The organism is Allokutzneria multivorans (genome assembly GCF_039537405.1).
Taxonomy (GTDB): domain Bacteria; phylum Actinomycetota; class Actinomycetes; order Mycobacteriales; family Pseudonocardiaceae; genus Allokutzneria; species Allokutzneria multivorans.
This window is the reverse complement of sequence record NZ_BAABAL010000018.1, coordinates 654,918-673,477: the sequence shown is the minus strand read 5'-3', so window position 1 is coordinate 673,477 and position 18,560 is coordinate 654,918. Positions and strand designations below refer to the sequence as shown.

Annotated in this window: 24 protein-coding genes and 6 tRNA genes; 13 read left to right on the top strand and 17 right to left on the bottom strand. The window is 69.4% G+C overall.

The window, feature by feature from the left end; all coding sequences use genetic code 11:
* Positions 1–9 precede the first annotated feature (9 nt).
* Together ABD798_RS27080 and ABD798_RS27075 are read right to left on the bottom strand one after the other, a co-directional pair.
* Entirely contained in the window at positions 10–1,602 is a 1,593-nt protein-coding gene (locus ABD798_RS27080; protein ID WP_344880481.1) for an acyl-CoA dehydrogenase family protein, read from the bottom strand.
* Positions 1,599–2,162 carry an alpha/beta hydrolase family protein gene (locus ABD798_RS27075; RefSeq protein ID WP_344880478.1) on the bottom strand — a complete coding sequence of 188 codons (564 nt, stop codon included), beginning with the start codon at positions 2,160–2,162 and terminating at the stop codon, positions 1,599–1,601. Before ABD798_RS27075 ends, ABD798_RS27080 begins: the two co-directional genes overlap by 4 nt.
* Positions 2,163–2,274: 112 nt before the next feature.
* Here ABD798_RS27075 and ABD798_RS27070 point away from each other — a divergent pair, with 112 nt between their 5' ends.
* On the top strand, positions 2,275–3,246 hold the full coding sequence (locus ABD798_RS27070) for a hypothetical protein (RefSeq protein ID WP_344880475.1): 972 nt from the start codon (positions 2,275–2,277) through the stop codon (positions 3,244–3,246).
* Between the two features lie 3 nt (positions 3,247–3,249).
* On the opposite strand, the gene ABD798_RS27065 is transcribed toward ABD798_RS27070, so the two are convergent.
* The gene (locus ABD798_RS27065; RefSeq protein WP_344880472.1) at positions 3,250–3,822 is read right to left on the bottom strand and encodes a dihydrofolate reductase family protein; all 573 of its coding nucleotides are present in this window, start codon (positions 3,820–3,822) and stop codon (positions 3,250–3,252) included.
* 275 nt (positions 3,823–4,097) lie between these two features.
* Here ABD798_RS27065 and ABD798_RS27060 point away from each other — a divergent pair, with 275 nt between their 5' ends.
* A complete protein-coding gene (locus tag ABD798_RS27060; RefSeq protein ID WP_344880469.1) occupies positions 4,098–4,535 on the top strand; it encodes a cytidine deaminase in 438 nt (145 codons plus the stop codon).
* A 110-nt stretch (positions 4,536–4,645) separates the two neighbouring features.
* On the opposite strand, the gene ABD798_RS27055 is transcribed toward ABD798_RS27060, so the two are convergent.
* Positions 4,646–4,966 carry a hypothetical protein gene (locus ABD798_RS27055; protein ID WP_344880466.1) on the bottom strand — a complete coding sequence of 107 codons (321 nt, stop codon included), beginning with the start codon at positions 4,964–4,966 and terminating at the stop codon, positions 4,646–4,648.
* A 488-nt stretch (positions 4,967–5,454) separates the two neighbouring features.
* Between ABD798_RS27055 and ABD798_RS27050 the strand changes: the two genes are divergently transcribed.
* Positions 5,455–5,901 carry a hypothetical protein gene (locus ABD798_RS27050; protein WP_344880463.1) on the top strand — a complete coding sequence of 149 codons (447 nt, stop codon included), beginning with the start codon at positions 5,455–5,457 and terminating at the stop codon, positions 5,899–5,901.
* A 198-nt stretch (positions 5,902–6,099) separates the two neighbouring features.
* On the opposite strand, the gene ABD798_RS27045 is transcribed toward ABD798_RS27050, so the two are convergent.
* From ABD798_RS27045 to ABD798_RS27030, 4 genes are all read right to left on the bottom strand, one after another.
* A complete protein-coding gene (locus tag ABD798_RS27045; RefSeq protein WP_344880460.1) occupies positions 6,100–6,516 on the bottom strand; it encodes an Imm1 family immunity protein in 417 nt (138 codons plus the stop codon).
* Positions 6,513–7,229, bottom strand: a complete 717-nt coding sequence (locus ABD798_RS27040; protein ID WP_344880457.1) for a DddA-like double-stranded DNA deaminase toxin — start codon at positions 7,227–7,229, stop codon at positions 6,513–6,515. The genes ABD798_RS27045 and ABD798_RS27040 overlap by 4 nt, the downstream gene beginning before the upstream one ends.
* A gap of 290 nt (positions 7,230–7,519) precedes the next feature.
* The gene (locus ABD798_RS27035; protein ID WP_344880454.1) at positions 7,520–7,858 is read right to left on the bottom strand and encodes a hypothetical protein; all 339 of its coding nucleotides are present in this window, start codon (positions 7,856–7,858) and stop codon (positions 7,520–7,522) included.
* A gap of 74 nt (positions 7,859–7,932) precedes the next feature.
* Positions 7,933–8,127 (bottom strand): hypothetical protein, encoded by a 195-nt coding sequence (locus ABD798_RS27030; RefSeq protein ID WP_344880451.1) that lies wholly within the window; start codon positions 8,125–8,127, stop codon positions 7,933–7,935.
* Between ABD798_RS27030 and ABD798_RS27025 the strand changes: the two genes are divergently transcribed.
* Both ABD798_RS27025 and ABD798_RS27020 read left to right on the top strand, forming a co-directional pair.
* Positions 8,126–8,263 carry a hypothetical protein gene (locus ABD798_RS27025; RefSeq protein ID WP_344880448.1) on the top strand — a complete coding sequence of 46 codons (138 nt, stop codon included), beginning with the start codon at positions 8,126–8,128 and terminating at the stop codon, positions 8,261–8,263. The genes ABD798_RS27030 and ABD798_RS27025 overlap by 2 nt on opposite strands.
* Positions 8,264–8,307: 44 nt before the next feature.
* Positions 8,308–8,661: a toxin-antitoxin system YwqK family antitoxin gene (locus tag ABD798_RS27020; RefSeq protein WP_344880445.1), complete on the top strand. Its 354-nt coding sequence runs from the start codon at positions 8,308–8,310 to the stop codon at positions 8,659–8,661.
* Here the strand turns inward: ABD798_RS27020 and ABD798_RS27015 are convergent.
* Positions 8,648–9,073, bottom strand: a complete 426-nt coding sequence (locus tag ABD798_RS27015) for a hypothetical protein (RefSeq protein ID WP_344880442.1) — start codon at positions 9,071–9,073, stop codon at positions 8,648–8,650. The genes ABD798_RS27020 and ABD798_RS27015 overlap by 14 nt on opposite strands.
* Positions 9,074–9,252: 179 nt before the next feature.
* Between ABD798_RS27015 and ABD798_RS27010 the strand changes: the two genes are divergently transcribed.
* The 8 genes from ABD798_RS27010 (at position 9,253) to ABD798_RS26975 (ending at position 10,707) form a co-directional block, all read left to right on the top strand.
* On the top strand, positions 9,253–9,771 hold the full coding sequence (locus tag ABD798_RS27010; RefSeq protein WP_344880439.1) for an O-acetyl-ADP-ribose deacetylase: 519 nt from the start codon (positions 9,253–9,255) through the stop codon (positions 9,769–9,771).
* A gap of 62 nt (positions 9,772–9,833) precedes the next feature.
* Positions 9,834–9,971, top strand: coding sequence for a hypothetical protein (locus tag ABD798_RS27005; protein WP_344880436.1), 138 nt, complete (start codon positions 9,834–9,836; stop codon positions 9,969–9,971).
* Between the two features lie 82 nt (positions 9,972–10,053).
* A tRNA-Trp gene (locus tag ABD798_RS27000) sits at positions 10,054–10,122 on the top strand.
* Positions 10,123–10,158: 36 nt separating this feature from the next.
* A tRNA-Tyr gene (locus ABD798_RS26995) sits at positions 10,159–10,242 on the top strand.
* 41 nt (positions 10,243–10,283) lie between these two features.
* Positions 10,284–10,356 (top strand) — tRNA-Gln (locus tag ABD798_RS26990).
* A gap of 35 nt (positions 10,357–10,391) precedes the next feature.
* Positions 10,392–10,483: transfer RNA gene (locus tag ABD798_RS26985), tRNA-Ser, on the top strand.
* Positions 10,484–10,556: 73 nt separating this feature from the next.
* Positions 10,557–10,629: transfer RNA gene (locus ABD798_RS26980), tRNA-Val, on the top strand.
* 5 nt (positions 10,630–10,634) lie between these two features.
* Positions 10,635–10,707, top strand: a tRNA-Val gene (locus tag ABD798_RS26975).
* Between the two features lie 183 nt (positions 10,708–10,890).
* Here ABD798_RS26975 and ABD798_RS26970 read toward each other — a convergent pair.
* The 8 genes from ABD798_RS26970 to ABD798_RS26935 all read right to left on the bottom strand — a co-directional run bounded on the left by ABD798_RS26970 (position 10,891) and on the right by ABD798_RS26935 (position 18,554).
* Positions 10,891–11,835 carry a PrsW family intramembrane metalloprotease gene (locus ABD798_RS26970; RefSeq protein WP_344880434.1) on the bottom strand — a complete coding sequence of 315 codons (945 nt, stop codon included), beginning with the start codon at positions 11,833–11,835 and terminating at the stop codon, positions 10,891–10,893.
* The gene (locus ABD798_RS26965) at positions 11,832–12,149 is read right to left on the bottom strand and encodes a hypothetical protein (protein WP_344880431.1); all 318 of its coding nucleotides are present in this window, start codon (positions 12,147–12,149) and stop codon (positions 11,832–11,834) included. Before ABD798_RS26965 ends, ABD798_RS26970 begins: the two co-directional genes overlap by 4 nt.
* 101 nt (positions 12,150–12,250) lie before the next feature.
* Positions 12,251–13,942, bottom strand: coding sequence for an FAD-dependent oxidoreductase (locus ABD798_RS26960; RefSeq protein ID WP_344880427.1), 1,692 nt, complete (start codon positions 13,940–13,942; stop codon positions 12,251–12,253).
* Positions 13,939–14,202 (bottom strand): ubiquitin carboxyl-terminal hydrolase 14, encoded by a 264-nt coding sequence (locus ABD798_RS26955; protein ID WP_344880424.1) that lies wholly within the window; start codon positions 14,200–14,202, stop codon positions 13,939–13,941. The genes ABD798_RS26960 and ABD798_RS26955 overlap by 4 nt, the downstream gene beginning before the upstream one ends.
* Positions 14,199–14,678 carry a thioredoxin gene (gene trxA / locus ABD798_RS26950; protein ID WP_344880421.1) on the bottom strand — a complete coding sequence of 160 codons (480 nt, stop codon included), beginning with the start codon at positions 14,676–14,678 and terminating at the stop codon, positions 14,199–14,201. Before trxA ends, ABD798_RS26955 begins: the two co-directional genes overlap by 4 nt.
* Complete coding sequence (gene clpB / locus ABD798_RS26945; protein WP_344880418.1) at positions 14,675–17,314, bottom strand: ATP-dependent chaperone ClpB; 2,640 nt, start codon at positions 17,312–17,314, stop codon at positions 14,675–14,677. Before clpB ends, trxA begins: the two co-directional genes overlap by 4 nt.
* Positions 17,305–17,601 (bottom strand): chaperone modulator CbpM, encoded by a 297-nt coding sequence (locus ABD798_RS26940; RefSeq protein ID WP_344880415.1) that lies wholly within the window; start codon positions 17,599–17,601, stop codon positions 17,305–17,307. The genes clpB and ABD798_RS26940 overlap by 10 nt, the downstream gene beginning before the upstream one ends.
* Entirely contained in the window at positions 17,601–18,554 is a 954-nt protein-coding gene (locus ABD798_RS26935) for a DnaJ C-terminal domain-containing protein (RefSeq protein ID WP_344880412.1), read from the bottom strand. The genes ABD798_RS26940 and ABD798_RS26935 overlap by 1 nt, the downstream gene beginning before the upstream one ends.
* Between the last annotated feature and the right edge of the window lie 6 nt (positions 18,555–18,560).

Genomic DNA, 18,560 nt, shown 5'->3' with positions numbered 1-18,560 from the left:
CCCGGCCGTTCAGTCGGGCGCGAACGCGGCGACGTAGTCGGGTCCACCCAGCGGTGAGCGCACCAGCTCCAGCGGAACGTCAAGGGCGGCAACGAGATCGCCGACGCGGGGCAGCAACCTGGCGCACGTGTTGCCTATCTCCTCCGGCAGCGACCGGGTGCGTTCGGCGCTGAGCACTCCGGCGGAGAGGTACCAACCGTCGTGCTCGGACAACTCCAGCAGTTTGAGCAGCCGATACAGGTCCTCGTCGATCTCCTCTTCCGCCAGCACCTGGAACAGCAGTCGCGTCGCGTGCGCCTGCGCGAGCTGCTCGGCGAGGTCGAGTTCGGCGGTGAAGCCGCCCTGCGCGACCTTGGAGCGCAGCCGCGATCGCAACCACACCTCGCGAATCCACAGTGGACTGTCCTCGGCGGTCTCCGTGGAGTTGTCTGCCACCAGGGTTCTCGCGGCTTCGAGTGACACGAGCTGGTTGTCCGAGCCCGCCGAGGTGAACGCCAGCGCCAGCCCCTGGTAGTCCAGTAATCGGTTGACGGAGAAGAAACCGAGGGCGCCGGTGGCCGCACGGCAGCGCGACACCGCCCGCTCGGCGAGCCGGACGCACAGCACCTTCGCCAACGACGCCGCGCGCAGCTGGGACCGGCTCGGCTGCTCCGGCTGCCAGCAGTTCTCGACCGCCCGACGTGCCAACGCTGTCGCCGCGACGGCCTCGGCCAGAGCGGTGAACAACAACCGCTGCTGGTTGGGGTAGAGGATCACCGGCTGCTCCGCGATCTCCCGGCCCGAGGCCAGCCGCCGCTGCGCGTGACCCAGCGCGATGGCGACCGCCGACCGCGCCACGGCGGCGAGACCGACCGACACCGCGCCCCAGGCGAAGCGGCCGAAGCTCGTGCTGCGCTCAGTGCGCGCCAACGGTTCCAGCCGGTCGTGGAACTCCCCGGACTCGGAGACCTCCGCGCCGTCGGCCAACCACGCCGATCGTGGCAGTCGGACGTCGTCGAAGCGCACCGAGGCGTAATCCAGCGACAGCAACGACGTCGGCTCCTGCGCCTTGATGACCACCCCCGGGCGCGGACCGGAGGCATCGCGCAACCGCACCAGGAACAGCGCCACGCCCCGATCGACACCTTCGACGACCAGGCGAGCACCCACGACGCCGAGCCGAGCGACCCCGTCGGCTGCCACGTTCGGCGGGAACTTCGCCGCCCCAGCGCCGGGGCTGCGCAGCACGAACTCATCGGTACCCGGTTCGTACACGGCCTGCGTGCGGATGTCGGCGATGCTGTTGCCGTGACCGAGTTCGGTCATCAGCACCGCCCCGATCGCCGCTCCACTGGTCAGTTCTGCCAGGTCAGCCGGTGCGGCGCCGTGCCCGGTCGCCGCGCCCATCGCCATGCAGTGGTGCAGGAACAACACGTGGAACACGCGGGGGTCGACCATCGCCGCCATCTCCAGCAGCTCGCGCAGCCGGTCCGGCTCGTGCAGCAACGGTGCTTCGAGGTGGAGCTGGTCGTGCACGAGTCGCACCCGGTCGTAGGTCGAGGCGGTGCTGTCGCAGTCGAAGATCGGGTCGGCGAAGATCTCGGAAAGCTTGGGCTCTGTCACCGAAATCGTCCTTCCAGCCAGTCGTGGACGGCCTCGGCGGTGGCGCCCGCGCCGTCCTCCAGCACGGTGAAGTGATCACCGGTGGCCGCCACCAGTTCGTGCGGTGACGGCCAGGCGAGCGACGGCTCGTCGGCCATCGCGCGGCCCGCTTCGACCACGAGGGTCGCGGCGGTGACCGCAGAGGGCTTCCAGTTCGCGAAGAGGTCGAGATAGCGGCCAGTGACGGTCAACCGCCGGTCCAGGTCGTCGAACCCTTCAGCCCTGGCCGCCGTCTCTCGGAGCACCGCCGCCCGGAACCCCGGCGTGGTCGCGGCGAGCGCGGGACGGGTGTCCAGCAGCACGACAGGTCCGAAACCCGGAAGCGACAACACGTCCACCGCCTGACCGCCTGTAAGCGCGGCGGCGAACTCGGCGCACTGGTGGTCGCTGAGCGCCAGCACGGTCGGAACGCACAGCACCGTCGGGCACTCGGCGCGGTCGGCGGCTTCCCTCAGGCGCTCGTTCTCCACCGGGGACGCGCGCAGGGCCTCGACGAGCCGTGCGGAGCTGACGTCGGTCACGGCCGTCAAACAAGCAGACGAAACGCACCAGGACAAGGCACTTCACCAGGTGCTTCGCCGTTCACCGGATCCGGGTCCTGTCAAGCGTTCGCCACGGCGCTACGTTGAGCGCATGTCTTCGCGTTCATGGCTCGTCGTGCTGCTCACCGTCGCGCTGACCGGGGCGCTGCCGCCCGGTACGGCGCTCGCGGTGGACAGGCCCGGCGGCAAGCAGAGCTTCGCGGTCACCGTCGGGCAGGTCGCGCCGAAGGGAACCACCCCGACGGGCAAGGAGTTCTCTCGGCTGGCCATGTACTACTTCGACCCGGACGGCGTTGTGCGCCAGGCGTTCTGGTTCTGGAGCTGGAACCAGGGCTACCCGGCGGCCACCATCGGGGCGAGCTCGGCGGGCTGCGACAACTGCAAGATCCACACCGCCGGCGGGTTCCAGACCGGTGCCGAGGTCAAGGAGCTGCGGGGGCGCTACACCACCACCGGTGACAAGCTCGCGGTGAACTGGGACGGCGGTGCCACCGAGAGCTGGACGGTCGCCAGGCCGGAACCCGGGATCAGCGTGATCTCGCTGACCGGGTCGAGCTACGGCGCCAACGTCGGCCAGGGCTACGGTAGCAACATCCGCAACACCGTCGCCGTGCAGCTGAAGGACATCCCGAAGAAGTACTACCCGGGCCGCTACTCCTACAACGCCTACGACGCGAAGACGGGCAAGCTCGTCTCGGGCACCGGGACCTCCGGGATCAACCTCTCGCTGCCGGAGTGGAAGCAGTGCAACGGCAACTGCCTCAGCGCGGGTGTGGAGATCACCGACCCCGAGTCGACGGCGTGCACGGCCTGCAAGCCCGGCGAGAAGCGCGCGATCCGCTACTACCTGGCCTCCGAGGGCGGCCGGAAGAACTTCTACGAGCACTTCTGCACGTGCCTCTTGCAGGGCTCAGCGGCTTGCTACAACGGCGGTTCCCACCTCAAGCCGCAGCTCCAGGTGATCGACGACTCCGGCCGGTTCCGCGGCTGGGTCGGCGTCGAGGCGCAACACCGGATCGCCAACCGCGGAACCATCGCCGTGCACTGGTACACCGACGTCTGAGTCTCAGGGGTGCGGCGTGGGTCGGTAGGTCAACTCCTGGGTGTGGCCGTCCAGCGTCCGGCTCTCGACCAGTTCGAGGTCGAAGTCGGCCACGCCCAGGAAGATCGGCGCCGCCCCGGTGCGGCCGCTGAGCACGGGGAAGATCGTCAGCTGCACGAGGTCCACGAGCCCGGCGGCCATCAGCGCCCGGTTCATCGAGAGGCTGCCGTGAGAGCGCAGCGGCACGTCCGATTCCTCCTTGAGCCTGGCCACCACGTCGACGGCGTCCCCGTCGGCCAGCGTCGCGTCCGGCCAGTCCAGCGGGCCTGTGAGCGTCGATGAGACGACCGTCGTCGGCATGCTCCGCATCCGGTCGTTGATCGGGTCGAGGTTCTTGACCGGGCCCAGCATCTCCTGGAACTCCCGGAAGGTGGTGGCTCCGAGGACCATCCGCTGCTCCTCGCGGTACTGGGCCAGGCGGCGCTCCAGGAACTCCGGGCCGTGCTTGCTCCAGTAGCCGCCCCAGTCACCGTCGCCGGTGTAGGAGCCGAAGCCGTCGAGGGTGGACAGGACGTCGAAGGTGTAGGTCGCGGTCACGGTGCGCTCCTCGGGTCGGGGTCTCTCACCCTGGCTACGAACGGCGTCGACCCGAATCGACAATCACGTCCTCGTGATCTGCCAGCTCGCCCAGACCGCGCGGTACTCACCCGTTCCGCCGGTGCACCAGGCGTGCCCGGCCTGCTGGGCGGAGCCCTTCACCACGGCGGCAACGATCTTCATGTCCGTCCCTCGTCACCACACCGATTCACCACTGAATCGGTGTGGTGAAAACGAGATCAGTGAAGGAAATTCACCGTGGCAGACTGGCCGCCATGACCCTCGATCAGCGGTTGATCGATGTAGCGACCGAGCTGCTCGACCGCCGGTGGCCGCTCGCCGACTTCGCCGTCGCCGCCGCCGTGCGCCTCGACGACGGCGAGATCCTCACCAGCGTCGGGCTCGACAACATCAACGCGGGTGCCGGGCTGTGCGCGGAGACCGGCGCGCTGTGCCAGGCGTACACATTGGACAGACGCGTCACCGCGTCCGCGTGCGTGTGCCGCAACGACGGCGCTGTCGGCATCCTCGCCCCCTGCGGGATCTGCCAGGAGCGGCTCGCGCTGTGGGGCCCCGACGTCCAGGTCGCCGTCGCCGACCGCGCCGCGCCCAGCGGCTGGAGCGCTCGCGCGCTGGCCGAGCTCAACCCCTTCTACTGGGCCACCCACTTCACCGACGGCACCACCTGGCCCTCCGCCGCCGAACACACCTGACCGCCTCAGCGATCCACGCGCTGCCAGACCACCGCCTGCGGGCGCGCGCCCGTCACGGCGAACTCCTGAACTGCGACGCCGATCCTCGCCGTCCGGATCACCGCAGTGGATCAGCCCGTGCTCTGGGACGCCGCCGACCCGACCCAGAACTCGACGTCCGGCAGGTGGTCGATGGTGTCGGAGTCCTCGTAACTGCCGGAGACGGTGGGCCTGAGCCCGCCTCCACCGGCGGTGATGGCTGCCCACGCAGCCGCTCGAGAATCTGCCGCTGATCCGCAGGGGACATGCGTGTCGGCGGAGGCGGGCTGCTGGGGAGAGGAGGTGGTCGCGTCGATGCCGAGATGTGCGATCCACCGCCGCACCGCCTTCTGCAGCGCGACCTCGGCCGCCTGCCGGGCGTTGTCCAGGTCGTCCTTCGCGGCGTGCAGCAAGGCATGGACGTCCTCGGCGGCCTGATCGGCACTGCCCTGCGTAGGAGGCGAGCCACAGCGTCGCGGCCTCGGCCACCTCCCGCAGCGACGCCGCACCCTGCAGACCCTGCTCTGCTGCCATTGGTGCGCGCCAGGAAACGGATAGCCGGTACCTGGAGACGTTCTGGGCCGAGGGAACCCCGCAGCCAGCTGCTGATCGGCCCGTCCCGACACCCGGTTGAAGAACGTGTCCGGACGCGACGCATGCTCGCCGGCGCCGCAGACGACGAGTCCACCTGCTCGGCCCCGCTCAGCACACTGCTAGGCTGTCAGCGGCAGCACCAGAGCAGTGGTGTCCCGATCCGGAATGGGTGCGCCCGCGCGAGGAGTTCGCTTCAGCCTTGACACGGATGAAGACCGGCACCGGGTTGAGCTTCGACGCGCTCGCTCAGCTGCCCGAGGTGACACACTTGTTCCGGGCGAGCTGCTGGAGCGGGGTGTGAAATCTGGTGAAGTACATCCTGTTCCCCTGTGAGTACCGCCCCTACGAAGAGCATCTTCCGGAGTTCGTTGACCACCTGCCCGAAGGTGCTCGCCTGTTCGCGATTGACCCGGATCATTATGACTTTTCCGCAGCGCGCTGCGTGAAGGACCTGATCATTGACCGGATCAACTACGCCGATGACTCCGAGACCGTCGACGTGGAGATCTGCTTCCGGTTCGAGCCGCGTTCGGGGCCGTATCCGCCGGCGCTGGTCATCCAGTACACCGATGTGCGGAGTCTCGCCATCGACGTGGGGGAGCGGCAGCCAGCCGGTGTTCGGTTGGGCGCTCTCGCGCTGGACGAGATCCTTCCTCACGAACACGGTGTCAGCCACGAACTCGCCTTCCACGCTGGCACGGTTCTGGTGATCGCGAAGGACTTGCGTGCCACCTGGGATGACTCGGTCTTCTGAGCACCGCACGCCGCGATCGATGCGGCTAGCGGATGCTTGTTGACTGTTCGCGGTCGGCCTCGGTGTGCTGGACTTCGTCGCTGGCCCTGAGCCGCGAACGTAGCCATCGCTGCTGGCCACGGACATCGCGTGCCCGGCGGGCGACGAAGAACTGTCGTGCACCCGGCGCGGAGACGGGGGAGGTGTCGTGCGCCGGGATCAACGCGTGACGGCCTGCCAGGCGACGGTGTCCGGGCGCGTGCCGGTGACGGCGAACTCGTGCACCGCGGAGAGGACTTCCTCGAGCGGGATCTCGGCGTTGGAGGGGTAGTAGTGGGCGTTGTGCATGTAGTCGTAGAAGACCTCGCCCTCGCGGCCAGTGTCGGGTGAGAGGGTGAACCACAGGCCGTCATCGTCGCCGCACTGGATGAGCGCGAGGTGGGGGTCGCGGCCGACTCCGACGAGCATTTCGATCTCGGGGATCTGGTCGTCCTCGACGTCGCACTCGCGGAAGACGCTCAACACGGTGGGTTCGCCGCTGATGGCGTGGTGGCGGAGCAGCGCCTCCAACCCGGCGGCGTCGCGCACGTCCGCGCTCTGCTGCTTGACGTCGTACCAGACGTGGGTGGTGGTCACGGCGTGTTCCTCCTGAAGCTCTTGCGGTAGCCGTCGGGGCCAAGCACGGTCAGTTCCTCGTTGGGCCGCAACAACTTCGACAGCAGCCGGTCGCAACCCAGCGGGCCGGGGCACGGCTCGTTGTTTTGCACGAGGGTTGCGGCGGTGCGCCCGTTGCTGCGCATCCACAGTAGAGCCTTGAGCTCGACATGCAGGGCGATGCCCAGCGGCCGTCGGAATCCAGCCGCGGAGAGCATCTTGTCGATCAGACCGGACTCGGAGTCCTTGCCGGAGACGAGCGATCCGACGCGGATGCCATCGGCATCGAGCAGCTTCCCGTGCGTGGTGCGGGGCGAGCGCTCGGCGGAGACCGGCGGCGGCAGCTCGGCACGGGCTGCCTTGATCGCCTCGTCGATACTCGGCCCGTCCACAGAGGCCACGGCAGTGGCGGCCAGCGGGCGGACGGTGGCGGTGCCGCCGCTGGTGAGTCCGGCAATCCAGGTCTCGACTCGCGCGGGCAGCTCGCGCAGCACCAAGCGCACGGCGCGCAAGTCGTCCTTGGCGGCTTCCAGCAGCGCATGTACCTCATCGCGTGCGGGGTCGGGGCTGCCCTCGGTGACGTGGTGCCAGCCGGTCGCGGCCTCGTCCACGGCGTCCTCGGCCAGGTCGACCAGCCCGAGCGGAAGCCCGGCCACGGCAGCGCGCGCGGCAGCGGCGACCTCGGCGATGGACACGCATCGAGGCTGCCTGTCCGGGCGGGATCACTGGCGGGATCGAGCGAGTTCCACTCGATCGGCGCAGACACAGTGCTCGTGGAGGAATCGTGGGTGGAGTTGAGTGCCGCTTGGGTGACCAGTTCGCGGTGTGGGAGCACACCGCAGAGGAATGGCGAGTCCTGGACGAGGTCCCTCGACTGCCCTTGTCTGGGCAGTTGGCAGCAGTGCATCCCCTTGCCCGCCAGTCCCGGTGAACGACCTGGCTCAGGCTGCTGTCACTCCGGCCAGAGAGCCTCGCTGAGGACGCTTCAGTCGTCGTCCCTGGCGGTGAACCGGCGGAGCACGTCCAGGTCAACGTCGAGCCTCAGAGGCCCGCCGCCGTCGTGGCGGATATCGGCTTCGACGGTGACGTGATGGCCGTTGATCTCGGTGATCGTGCAGTGGATGTGGGCCTCGCGGGGGTAGCCGTCTCCGGTTTCGAGTTCGGCGTAGTTGTCGAACATGACGGTCTTGTCCAGCGCCTGGTGGACTGTGCCATGCCGGTCGGTCAGCTCGACGTAGGCCACCCCTGGCTGCGGGTCGCTTTCGTATCGGACAGCGGGCGCTATCAGCAGACAGTGCTCGCCCTTGATCGGATTCCATGACATGGCCGAATGATAGGCAAGCACAGCCTGCGGCCGAATCATTTTTGGGAAGGTGCTTCTCGGCGGCTGCCGTGGCCCTAGTGGACTGTTGACGACGGTTGACCTGCGGCGTGCAGCAAGGCATAGACGTCCTCGGCGGCCTGATCAGCACTGCCCTGCGTGAAGGTGAGCCACAGCTTCGCGGCCTCGTGCGGTGCGTCCTCGGCCGCCAGCAGCAGCTGCACCGGCAACGCCGCCACCGCAGCCTCGGCCACCTCCCGCGGTGACGCCATGCTGACCGACCCTGCTCCGCCGACGTTGGTGCTCGCCAGCGCCACGCAACTGCGCGTGGTCGAGGTGTATGAGGCTGATGTCCTCATCGACCGCTTCGGCGAGCTGCGGGAAATGGCGAGCTACGCCGGTCGCTAGGCTCCATTGCCCAAATCTCCCAACCGACTGCTGGAGTGGGTCGCATGCGTGTGAACGTTGACGACGTCGACGTCGAGGGCGAGAACGTCTACTTCTACGAGGGTGCGCCGTTCACCGGCGAACTCGTGGAAACGGGACCAGATGGTCGGATTGTTGAGTTCATGGCCGTCCGCGAAGGGCTGCAACACGGCGAAACTTGCGCGCGGTACCCGGATGGACGGAGAAAGTTCCACGGTCAGTGCGTGAAGGGCCGAGCCGTCGGCACCAATCGGGCTTGGCACCAGAACGGGCAGCTGGCGGTGGAAAAGGTCTTCGACGACAACGGGACGCTACTGTCCGAGCAGATGTGGGACGAGAACGGCTCTCCGCTGCCGACGGGCAGCTTCAGTGCGCACTGAGAAGCGACGCGCGTGGTCGATGAGCTGATCCGCTGCCGCACTGTCGGCGTCGGTTCCGGACACGAGTCGGCCGACGACCATGCCGTTCGGCGTGGGCTCGTTCGATCGGGTCTGTCTTGCTCGACGGGAAGAAGAACGTCGGCTCAGTCGTATCGCCGCCGAGTCCGGCGATCCACGCTTCACTCCGCGCGGGTAGCTCGCGCAGCACGAGTCGCACAGCTCTCAGGTTGTCCTCGGCGGCTTCCAGCAGGCGGTGGACGTCGTCGCGGGCGGGGTCAACGCTGCTGTTCGTGGCGTAATCCCAGCCGATCGCCGCCGCGTCAACGGCGTCTTCGGCGAGGTCGACAAGACCGAGTGGCAACCGGGCCACGGCGGCGCGCGCGGCGGCGGCGACCTCGGAGCGAAGGGACACAGCATCGACATTCCTCGAAAGGTGATGCCCTCGGAGGGGAACGCGGCGACACCACCTGACTGGAGCTGGGCTTGCTGTCGTTGAAGACGGTTGTGGACGGGGTTCGTGGGTCTTGAAGACTGGCGAACCCAGAGTGGAGTTCGGCTGCGCAGGGCGGGCGGTGTGGGGAGGATGCGGGGGTGAACCTCATCGAACTCGTCCAGGGTGACATCACCGAACAGCACGTCGACGTGGTGGTGAACGCGGCGAACTCCTCCCTGCTGGGCGGCGGGGGAGTGGACGGCGCGATCCACCGCAAGGGTGGCCCGGCGATCCTGGAGGCGTGCCGCAAGCTGCGTGCGGGGCACTACGGGCGTGGGCTCAAGACGGGGCAGGCGGTGGCGACGACGGCGGGGAAGCTCCCGGCGCGGTGGGTCGTGCACACCGTCGGGCCGGTGTGGTCGGCGACGGAGGACCGCTCGGGGCTGCTGGCCGACTGCTACCGCAACTCCATGCTCGCGGCTGCGGAACTCGGGGCGTGCAGCATCGCGTTCCCGGCGATCTCCACGGGGATCTACCGCTGGCCCGTCGAGTCCGCCGCGAAGATCGCGCTGACAACGCTTGCCGAAGAGGTTCCGGGGATTACCTCGGTGCGCCTGGTGCTGTTCGACAAGAAGACGTACGACGTGTTCAGCGAGAATGCGCAGGACAAGAAATAAGATTGACGCTGCGGGCGTGCCCGGTGATGATGGTGTCAACACAAGCGAGACGAGGAGCGGTCATGGCGAGCACGGGGACGCGAGGGGTGCAGTGGCGTTATCACGCCACCGCGATCGCCGCGTACGTGTCGCAGATCAGCTGGCCCGCCGCGTCCTGGCAGGTACAGGCCTCCTCCGTTGACGCGGGCTCCCCGCCGTGACCCCGTACGGGTCATGATCAGGGAGCCGCCCGTCGGGAAACCGATCCGGGCGGCTTTCTTTATTGTGCTTTCTCGAATTCACGCCGATGAGCTTGGGAAGCGGAACGACCTCCAAAGTCGTTTCCCGGGGGTTCGACTCCCTCCATCGGTGCTCGGTTTCAGTTCATTGACATCTGAACAGATTCTCGGTGGAGATGGGGCTGTTGGAGCCCCGCCCGGCTGTAACCCGGGAGCCCACGCGGCACAGGGGGTTCGACTCCCTCCTCCACCACGGGCCGGAGCGCACCTCGGGCGCTCCGGCACACCAAGCGATGCCCGTTGGTCCAGCCGGCATGGACACCGCGCTCTGGACGCGGGGACCGAGGTTCGATCCCTCGACGGGCAGCGAGGCGGCAACTCCGTGAAGGCGTTGCCGCACAAGGAGGATTGGCCGAGTCAGGGATGGCACCCGTCTCGAAAACGGTGGTCGGGCGTGAGAAACGCCCGCGCAGGTTCGAATCCTGCATCCTCCGCGGGGAACGCGCCGGGCGCAGACGATCCTCGCACGATCGTCCGGGAGGGTTCGACACCCTCGTTCTCCACCAAGCGCGTGTGGCTCAGCGGCGAGAGCACCCCGTTCACACCGGGGAGATCCCAGGTTCGAGTCCTGGCACGCGCACGTCACGTCCCGTAGCTCAGCCGGTAGAGCGTCCGCTCGACATGCGGAAGGTCCCAGGTTCGAACCCTGGCGGGACGACTGCGGCCGTGCGCCGGGCATCCGCCCCGATCGCCTAGGGCCTGTCCTGTAAGTGGTTTTGATCATCGTTAACCACCGCAAACCCTGCGGTGTTGCGGGGTTTGCTGTCGTTGAAGGTGGCTGGGGTGGGGGTTGGGTGGTCTTGAAGACCTGCAAACCTGATGACTTACAGGGCCTCGGCGGTCAGAGCGGAGGAGCCGGATGCCGGGACGTCGCGACGCGGTAGGTCCGTGCCGGTGGCGTGCCCGGGCGTTCCCGGCGTGACCGCGCGACCAGCACCAGCAGCCACACCACCCCGATCGCAGCGATCAGGCCCTGCCCCACCCAGGTCAGCGTCGTGTACAGCGCGACCTGTGCGCCGGTCGGCTCGGCAGGCAGGTCGCGCAGCAGCAGTTCGTACCCCCAAGGCTGACCGGTCAGCAGCAGCGTGGCGTAGAGGGAAATCACCGACATCGAGTCCCACAGCGCGTGCAGCAGCGAAATGCCCAGGTAGGCCAGGGCGAGCCGGGCGGTCAGGACGAAGTGTTCGCGGGTGCTCCACGCGAACAGGAGCCCGCCGAGAACGGCGGTCCACAGGCCGTGCCCGACCGGGGCGAGGAGTCCGCGCAGCAGCTCGGTGGTGACCAGGTCCGCCAGGGACAGTCCCTGAGGGGTGAACAGCGCGGTCAGCGCGTACCCGGCCGACTCAAGGGCGGCGAACCCGAATCCGACCGTGGCGCCCAGGATCAGCCCGTCGCGCATGGACTTCACGGCCAGGTGCCGGGTCAGCAGCGCGAGCGCGGCCAGCTTGACCGCTTCCTCGATGAGCCCGACGCCGACGTACAGCCACGGCGACGGGTGCAGCAGGTACGCCTCGAGCACCGATGCGCCGAGCACGCCGAGCACGCCACCGACGATGAACGTGCGGAACACGAGCTCTGCGGTGATCTCGCCGGAGTCGCGGCGCTCGAACGCCCACGCCACGAAGGTCACCGGCACCAGGAAGCTGCCGAGCAGCACCAGGGTGGGGATGAGGTTGGGGTTCCCGGTCAGGTACGTGACGAGCGCGGACAGGATCCACAGGATCAGGCCGACTCCGAACATCCGGAGCCACACACGTCGTTTCGGGCGCTCGGTGATCGCACTCACCCGCGCCTCCCCGATGGCTCGTGGCCATTGGCGGCCGTGTCGATGGAAGTCCGGTGCCGGGCGGCGGAACGGGGCTCCGCGACGTCCTCGATCCTTGGGGGACGACGCGGTGACGACCACGGCGCGGCACGCGATGCCGGGTCGCCGATGGCCAGGATGTGGAGTGCCTGCGCGCCGACCGCGCCACCGATCGTGACGACGGTGTGGTGGTTTTCCGTGGTGCCGCCGCCCCCGGGTGGAGCACCGCGCGCCCACTCGGCGAACGCGGCCACGTACGCCGGCTGATCGAGGTTGAGTGAGAGTCCGGTGACCATGCCTGACGTCCTTTCAGAAGAGCAGTTCGACCATCTGGACGACCTGGTCCCCTTCGACGGGGCCGGGTTCTTCGCGCGCGGGTCGATACCCGCGACCGGCATCAGGCCTCCTGCGAGAGGTGGTCGTGGACGAACCGGACGGCCATGGCGCCTTCCCCGACCGCCGATGCCACCCGTTTGACCGAGCCGTGGCGCACGTCTCCCACCGCGAACACCCCGGGCACGCTCGTCTCCAGCACCAGTGGCGAGCGGTGCACCCCGCGCCACACCTCGGCCTTCCGGAAGCCCTCGGCGTCCGCCCCGGTGAGCACGAACCCGTCCTCGTCGAGGGCGATGACCCCCGAAAGCCATGCGGTGTGCGGGCGAGCTCCGATGAAGACGAACAACGCGCGGGCGTCGAGGACGCGGCGCTCACCGGTGCGGTTGTCGGCGACGATCACGGATTCGAGGTTGTCGCCGCCGACGAGCTCACGGACCTGGGTGTGGCCGTGCACGCTGATCCGGGGGTGCTGCTCGACCTGGTCGATGAGGTAGCGGGACATGTTCGCGGCGAGGTCGCCGCCGCGCACGAGCAGATGGACCTGCGGCGAACCCTCCGCGAGGAACACCGCCGCCTGGCCGGCCGAGTTGCCGCCGCCGACCACGGCCACCGGAGAAGCCAGGCACCGCCGCGCTTCGTGCGCCGTCGCGGCGTAGTACACGCTGGTCGCTTCGAACGCCTCGATGCCGGGTACGGCGAGCCTGCGGTAGCTGGCGCCGGAGGCGATCACGACGGTCCGGGAAACGATCTCGATGCCGTCGTCGAATCCGACGGCGTACCGGCCACCGCGTGGTTCGAGGGTGCGTGCCTCGGCCGGCACGGCGACCCGGGCCCCGAACTTGGCCGCCTGGATCACCGACCGCTCGGCCAGTTCGGCACCGGAGATCCCCGGCGGGAAGCCGAGGTAGTTCTCGATGCGGGAGGTCGTCCCGGCCTGGCCACCCGGGGCCAGGGCGTCGAAGGCCGACAGCCGCAACCCGTCCGACGCGCCGTAGACCATCGCCGCCAGCCCGGCGGGCCCGGCGCCGACCACGAGCAGGTCCAGCACACCGTGTTCGGGTTCCGGTGGACGCAGCCCGATCTTCCCCGCCAGCTCGGCGGTGCTCGGGTTCCGCAGCACGTCGGTGCCGTTCACCACGACGACCGGCGTGTCCGCTACGGCGACGGCGAAGCGCTTCAGCAGCGCCTCGGCCTGCTCGTCCTTGTCGACGTCGACCAGCCGGTAGGGGAGCCGGTTGCGTGCGACGAAGTCCAGCAGCCGCCTGGTGTCCGGGGAGTAGCAGGAGCCGACGATCCGCAGCCCGTCGCCGGATCCGATGAGCAGCGTCCGGCGCAGCAGGTACGCGCGCAGGACCAGGTCGCCGAGCAGCGGGTCGCCGAGCACCAGGCGCAGCACCGCGCTCACCGGGATGGCGAGCACCTCGCCCGGTTCGGCGGCAACGGCGCCGACGAACGCGGGCTGCCCTTCGAGCAGTCCGAGTTCGCCCAGGAACCGGCGAGGTCCGTGCACGCGGACGACCTTCGCGTCGTCCCCGGGTCCTTCGGTGACGGCGACCTTGCCGCTCAAGATCACGAAGAACTCGGACGGCCGCTCGCCCTGCGCGTACAGCACCTCACCGGCCTGGACCGGACGGCGTTCACCCTCTGCGCCGAGCGCGCGGATCTGCTCGTCGGTGAGCCGGGGGAACGCGCCGCAGGTGTCCGGGGTCTCGGTCAGCGGCGCGCCGAGGTCGATTCCCGTCGAGGCGGTCATACGAACGCCTGATCGACGTAGCACCAGCGCCAGATCTCCCCGGGCTCGAACGAGCGCACGATCGGGTGCCTGATGGCGTGGGCGTGCTTGCTCGCGTGCTTCATCGGTGACGAGTCGCAGCAGCCGACGTGCCCGCACGTCAGGCACAGCCGCAGGTGCAGCCACGGCGTGCCGGCCACCAGGCACTCCTCACAGCCCTGCGGGGTTCGCGGCACAACGTCTCGGACGAGCGCGAGATGCCGGTCGACGGCACTGGTCATCGCGGGTCACCTTCCCCGGTCGATGGCGTCTGCGACCGCGCCAGCACCTGATCGAGCCACACGCGCAGCGCGGGTACGGGCGCGGCGCCCGCCTGCCGCGCGACGACCTCGCCGCCGCGCAGCACGATCAGCGTCGGCACGGCCTTCACGTCGAAGCGCTCGGACAGCCGGGGTGCCTTGTCGACGTCGACCTTCACCAGCTTGACCTTCCCGGCCCGCTCACCGGCCAGCTGGGCCAGCGCGGGGCTGACCTGGCGGCAGGGCCCGCACCAGGTGGCCCAGAAATCGACCAGCACCGGCATCGTCGCCCGCTCCGCGACGTCGGCGAAGTCGTTCTCGCCGGCGTCGGCGATCCACGGCAGCGGCTCGTGGCAGTGCCCGCAGGTCGGTGTGCCCTCGGCGGCTGCCGGGACGCGGTTCTCGCGGCCGCAGTGATCGCAGACGACCGTGCCGGAGGTTCCGGTGATGGCGTTCATGCCGCGGACCTCCCTTCGCCCCGGCTGTAGGTGATGACGAGTTCGCCGTCCTCGGCGTCGACGGTGATGACCAGTCCCTCGGTCGGTTCACCGCGCAGAAGCGCGCGGCCGATCTTGGTCTCGACCTCGTGGGAGATGTAGCGGCGCAACGGCCGGGCGCCGTACACGGGGTCGAACCCGTGCCGGGCGATGAGCTTGCCCGCTTCCGCGGTCAGCTCGACCGCGATGCCCTGTTCGGCCAGCCGGTGGCGCAGTTCGGCGAACTGCAGCTCGACGATCCGCTCGATCTCGCCGAGCCCGAGCGGGGTGAACAGCACGGTGTCGTCGACGCGGTTGAGGAACTCCGGCCGGAAGTGGTGCCGCAGCTCGGCCAGCACGGCGTCCCGGGCGTCCGGCTTGATCTCACCGGTCGAGGTGACCCCGTCGAGCAGGTGCTGCGAGCCGATGTTGGAGGTCATGATGATCACCGTGTTGCGGAAGCCGACGGTCCGGCCCTGAGCGTCGGTGATCCGCCCGTCGTCGAGCACCTGGAGCAGCGTGTTGAACACGTCCGGGTGCGCCTTCTCGATCTCGTCGAACAGCACGACCGAGTAAGGCTTGCGCCGCACGGCTTCGGTGAGTTGGCCGCCCTCGTCGTAGCCGACGTAACCCGGGGGAGCGCCCAGCAGCCGGGACACGGTGTGCCGCTCCTGGTACTCGCTCATGTCGAGCCGGACCATGTTCTCCTCGCTGTCGAACAAGGCCGTCGCGAGGGTCTTGGCGAGCTCGGTCTTCCCGACCCCGGTCGGGCCGAGGAAGATGAACGACCCGATCGGCTTGCGCGGATCGCGGATGCCCGACCGCGCCCGGATGACCGCGTCGGCGACCAGCCGGACGGCCTCGTCCTGGCCGATCACCCGCTCGTGCAAGATCTCGTCGAGCCGCAGCAGCTTCTCCCGCTCGCCCTCCCGCAGCCGGGAAACCGGGATGCCGGTCCACGAGGCGACGATGTCGGCGATCTCGTCCTCGGTGACGACCTCGTGCAGCAGCCGCTGCCCGCCCTGCTTGCCCGCCAGCCGTTCCTCCTCCGCGGCGAGCCGCCGCTCGGCTTCGGTGATCTCGCCGTAACGCAGCTCGGCCGCGCGGTTGAGGTCGTAGTTGCGTTCCGCCTCTTCGGCTTCGTGGCGCAGCCGTTCCAGCTCCGACCGCAGCTCCTGGACCCGCCTGATCCCCTGGCGCTCGGCGTCCCACTGCGCCTTCTTGGAGTCCGCTTCGGCACGAAGGTCGGCGAGTTCCCTGTCCAGCTCCGCCAGCCGCGCCTTGCTGGCCTGGTCGGATTCCTTGGACAGCGCGGCGTGCTCGATCTCCATGCGGGTCACGCGCCGGGTGAGCTCGTCGAGTTCGGAGGGCATGGAGTCGATCTCCGTGCGCAGCCGCGCGCAGGCCTCGTCGACGAGGTCGATCGCCTTGTCCGGCAGGAACCGCTCGGTGATGTAGCGGTGGGACAGGGTCGCGGCGGCGACCAGCGCGCCGTCCTGGATCTTGACCCCGTGGAACACCTCCAGCCGCTCCCGCAGTCCGCGCAGGATCGAGATGGTGTCCTCGACGGAGGGTTCGTCGACGACGATCGGCTGGAACCGGCGCTCCAGCGCGGCGTCCTTCTCGATGTGCTTGCGGTACTCGTCGAGCGTCGTCGCCCCGATCATGTGGAGCTCACCGCGCGCCAGCATCGGCTTGAGCATGTTCCCGGCGTCCGAGGCAGACCCAGCGCCTTCGGTGGCGCCGGCCCCGACGATCGTGTGGAGCTCGTCGACGAAGAGCAGGACGCGTCCCTCTTCGGCTGTGACCTCGGCCAGCACGGCCTTGAGCCGTTCCTCGAACTCACCGCGGTACTTCGCCCCGGCGACGAGGGCGCCCATGTCGAGCGAGAAGATCGTCTTGTCGCGCAAGCCTTCCGGCACGTCGCCGCGCACGACCCGCTGGGCGAGGCCCTCGACGATCGCCGTCTTGCCGACGCCCGGGTCGCCGATCAGCACGGGGTTGTTCTTCCTCTTGCGCGACAGGATCTGGATCACCCGGCGGATCTCGGCATCCCGGCCGATCACCGGGTCGAGCGTGCCCGACCGCGCGTCGGCGACCAGGTCACGGCCGTACTTCTCCAGCGCCTCGTACGCGCCTTCGGGGGTCGCCGAGGTGACCCGCTGGTTGCCGCGGATCTTGGTCAACGCCGCCAGGAACGATTCGCGCGTCACGCCGTGCCGGGTCAGCAGCCGACCCGCGGCGGACTTCGCGCCCTCGTCGGCGAGCGCCAGCACGAGGTGTTCGACGGAGACGTAGTCGTCCTTGAGCCGCTGGGCTTCCCGTCCGGCGGCCTCCAGCAGCCCCGCGAGGCGCCGGGTGATGCGGACCTGCCCGGGGGCGGCGCCGGGGCCGGTCACCTTCGGTCGCCGCGCGAGTTCCGCCTCGGTGGCCTCGCGGAGACCGTCGACGTCCGCGCCGGCCTGTCCCAGCAGCCGGGGCGCCAGGCCGTCGGACTGGTCGAGCAGGGCGAGCAGCAGGTGTTCAGCGTCGGTCTCGGCGTGGCTGTGGCGCTGTGCCGCGCTCTGTGCCTCCTGCAGCGCTTCCTGCGATTTCTGGGTCAGCCTGCTCATGTCCATCGCCGGTGGCTCCTGACTCGGGCTTCGAGGACGTCGATGCGGTCCAGCAGGTCGAGCACGAGCCCGATGGCCGCGTAGTTGAGGGAAAGGCCCGCGCGCAGGCGCTGGACGCGCGCGAGGGTGGCGATGGCGGACGGCGCGAACCACAGCTCTCCGCGCGAGTCGGCGGTTCCGTCCACCAGGCTGAGCGCGACGAACCGGCGGAGCAGCTCCGGGTGCAGTCCGCTTCGCGCGGCCACCGCATCGAGGCTGAGCCGGGCGGGACGGACCAGCAGGTACTCGGCCATCAGGTCCTCCTCGGGTCGAAATCGGACACCGCGGCGAGTTCCTCGAAGAGTGCGCGCTCCCGCTCGCCGAGCTTCTTCGGCACCAGCACGCGCACCTCGGCGTAGAGATCGCCCGGCGTGCCCTTGGGGTTGGGCAGGCCCTCGCCGCGCAGGCGCAGCCGCCGTCCGGTTGACGAGCCGGGCACGACCCGCACCTTCACCTCGCCGCCGGGGGTCGGCACGGGGACCGTGGCACCGAGCGCCGCCTCCCACGGCGACACCGGAAGCTCGACCGTGATGTCGCGCCCGGACAGGCGGTAGCGGGGATGCGGCTTGATCCGCACCACGAGGTAGAGGTCACCGGGCGGGGCGTTCCCGGACGCCCGCCCGCCCTGTCCGGCGAGCCGGATGCGCTGCCCGTCGACCACGCCCGCCGGGATGTCGACGTCGTAACCTCGCTCGCCCGCGCCGGCGAAGCTCACCCGCCGTCGCCCTCCCCGGTAGGCCTCCTCGACCGCCAGCTCCAGCTCGGCCTCCTGGTCGGCGCCCGCGACGGGCCCGCCGGAGCCCCTGTTCCGGAAGAAACCGCCCAGCAGGTCCTCGACGTCGACCCCGTCGAACCCGCCGCCGAAGCCGCTGTCGAACCCGTCGCCGAATCCCGGTCCGGCCCGGGCGTGGCGGACGCGCCCGCCACCCCGTCCACCACCCCGCCCGCCGGCACCGGCGTACACCCGCTCGTCGACGTCGTCGGGCACACGGCGGAAATCCGCGCCGAACCGGTCGTACTTCGCGCGCTGCGCCGGATCGGACAGCACCTCGTAGGCCTCGCTGATCTCCTTGAAGCGCTCCTCGGCGCCCGGCTCGGAGTTCACGTCCGGGTGGAGCTGCCGGGCCAGTTTCCGGTACGCCCGCTGGATCTCGTCGGCACTCGCGGTCTTGGCGACACCGAGGGCCTCGTAGAAATCGGTGGCCACCGGCAC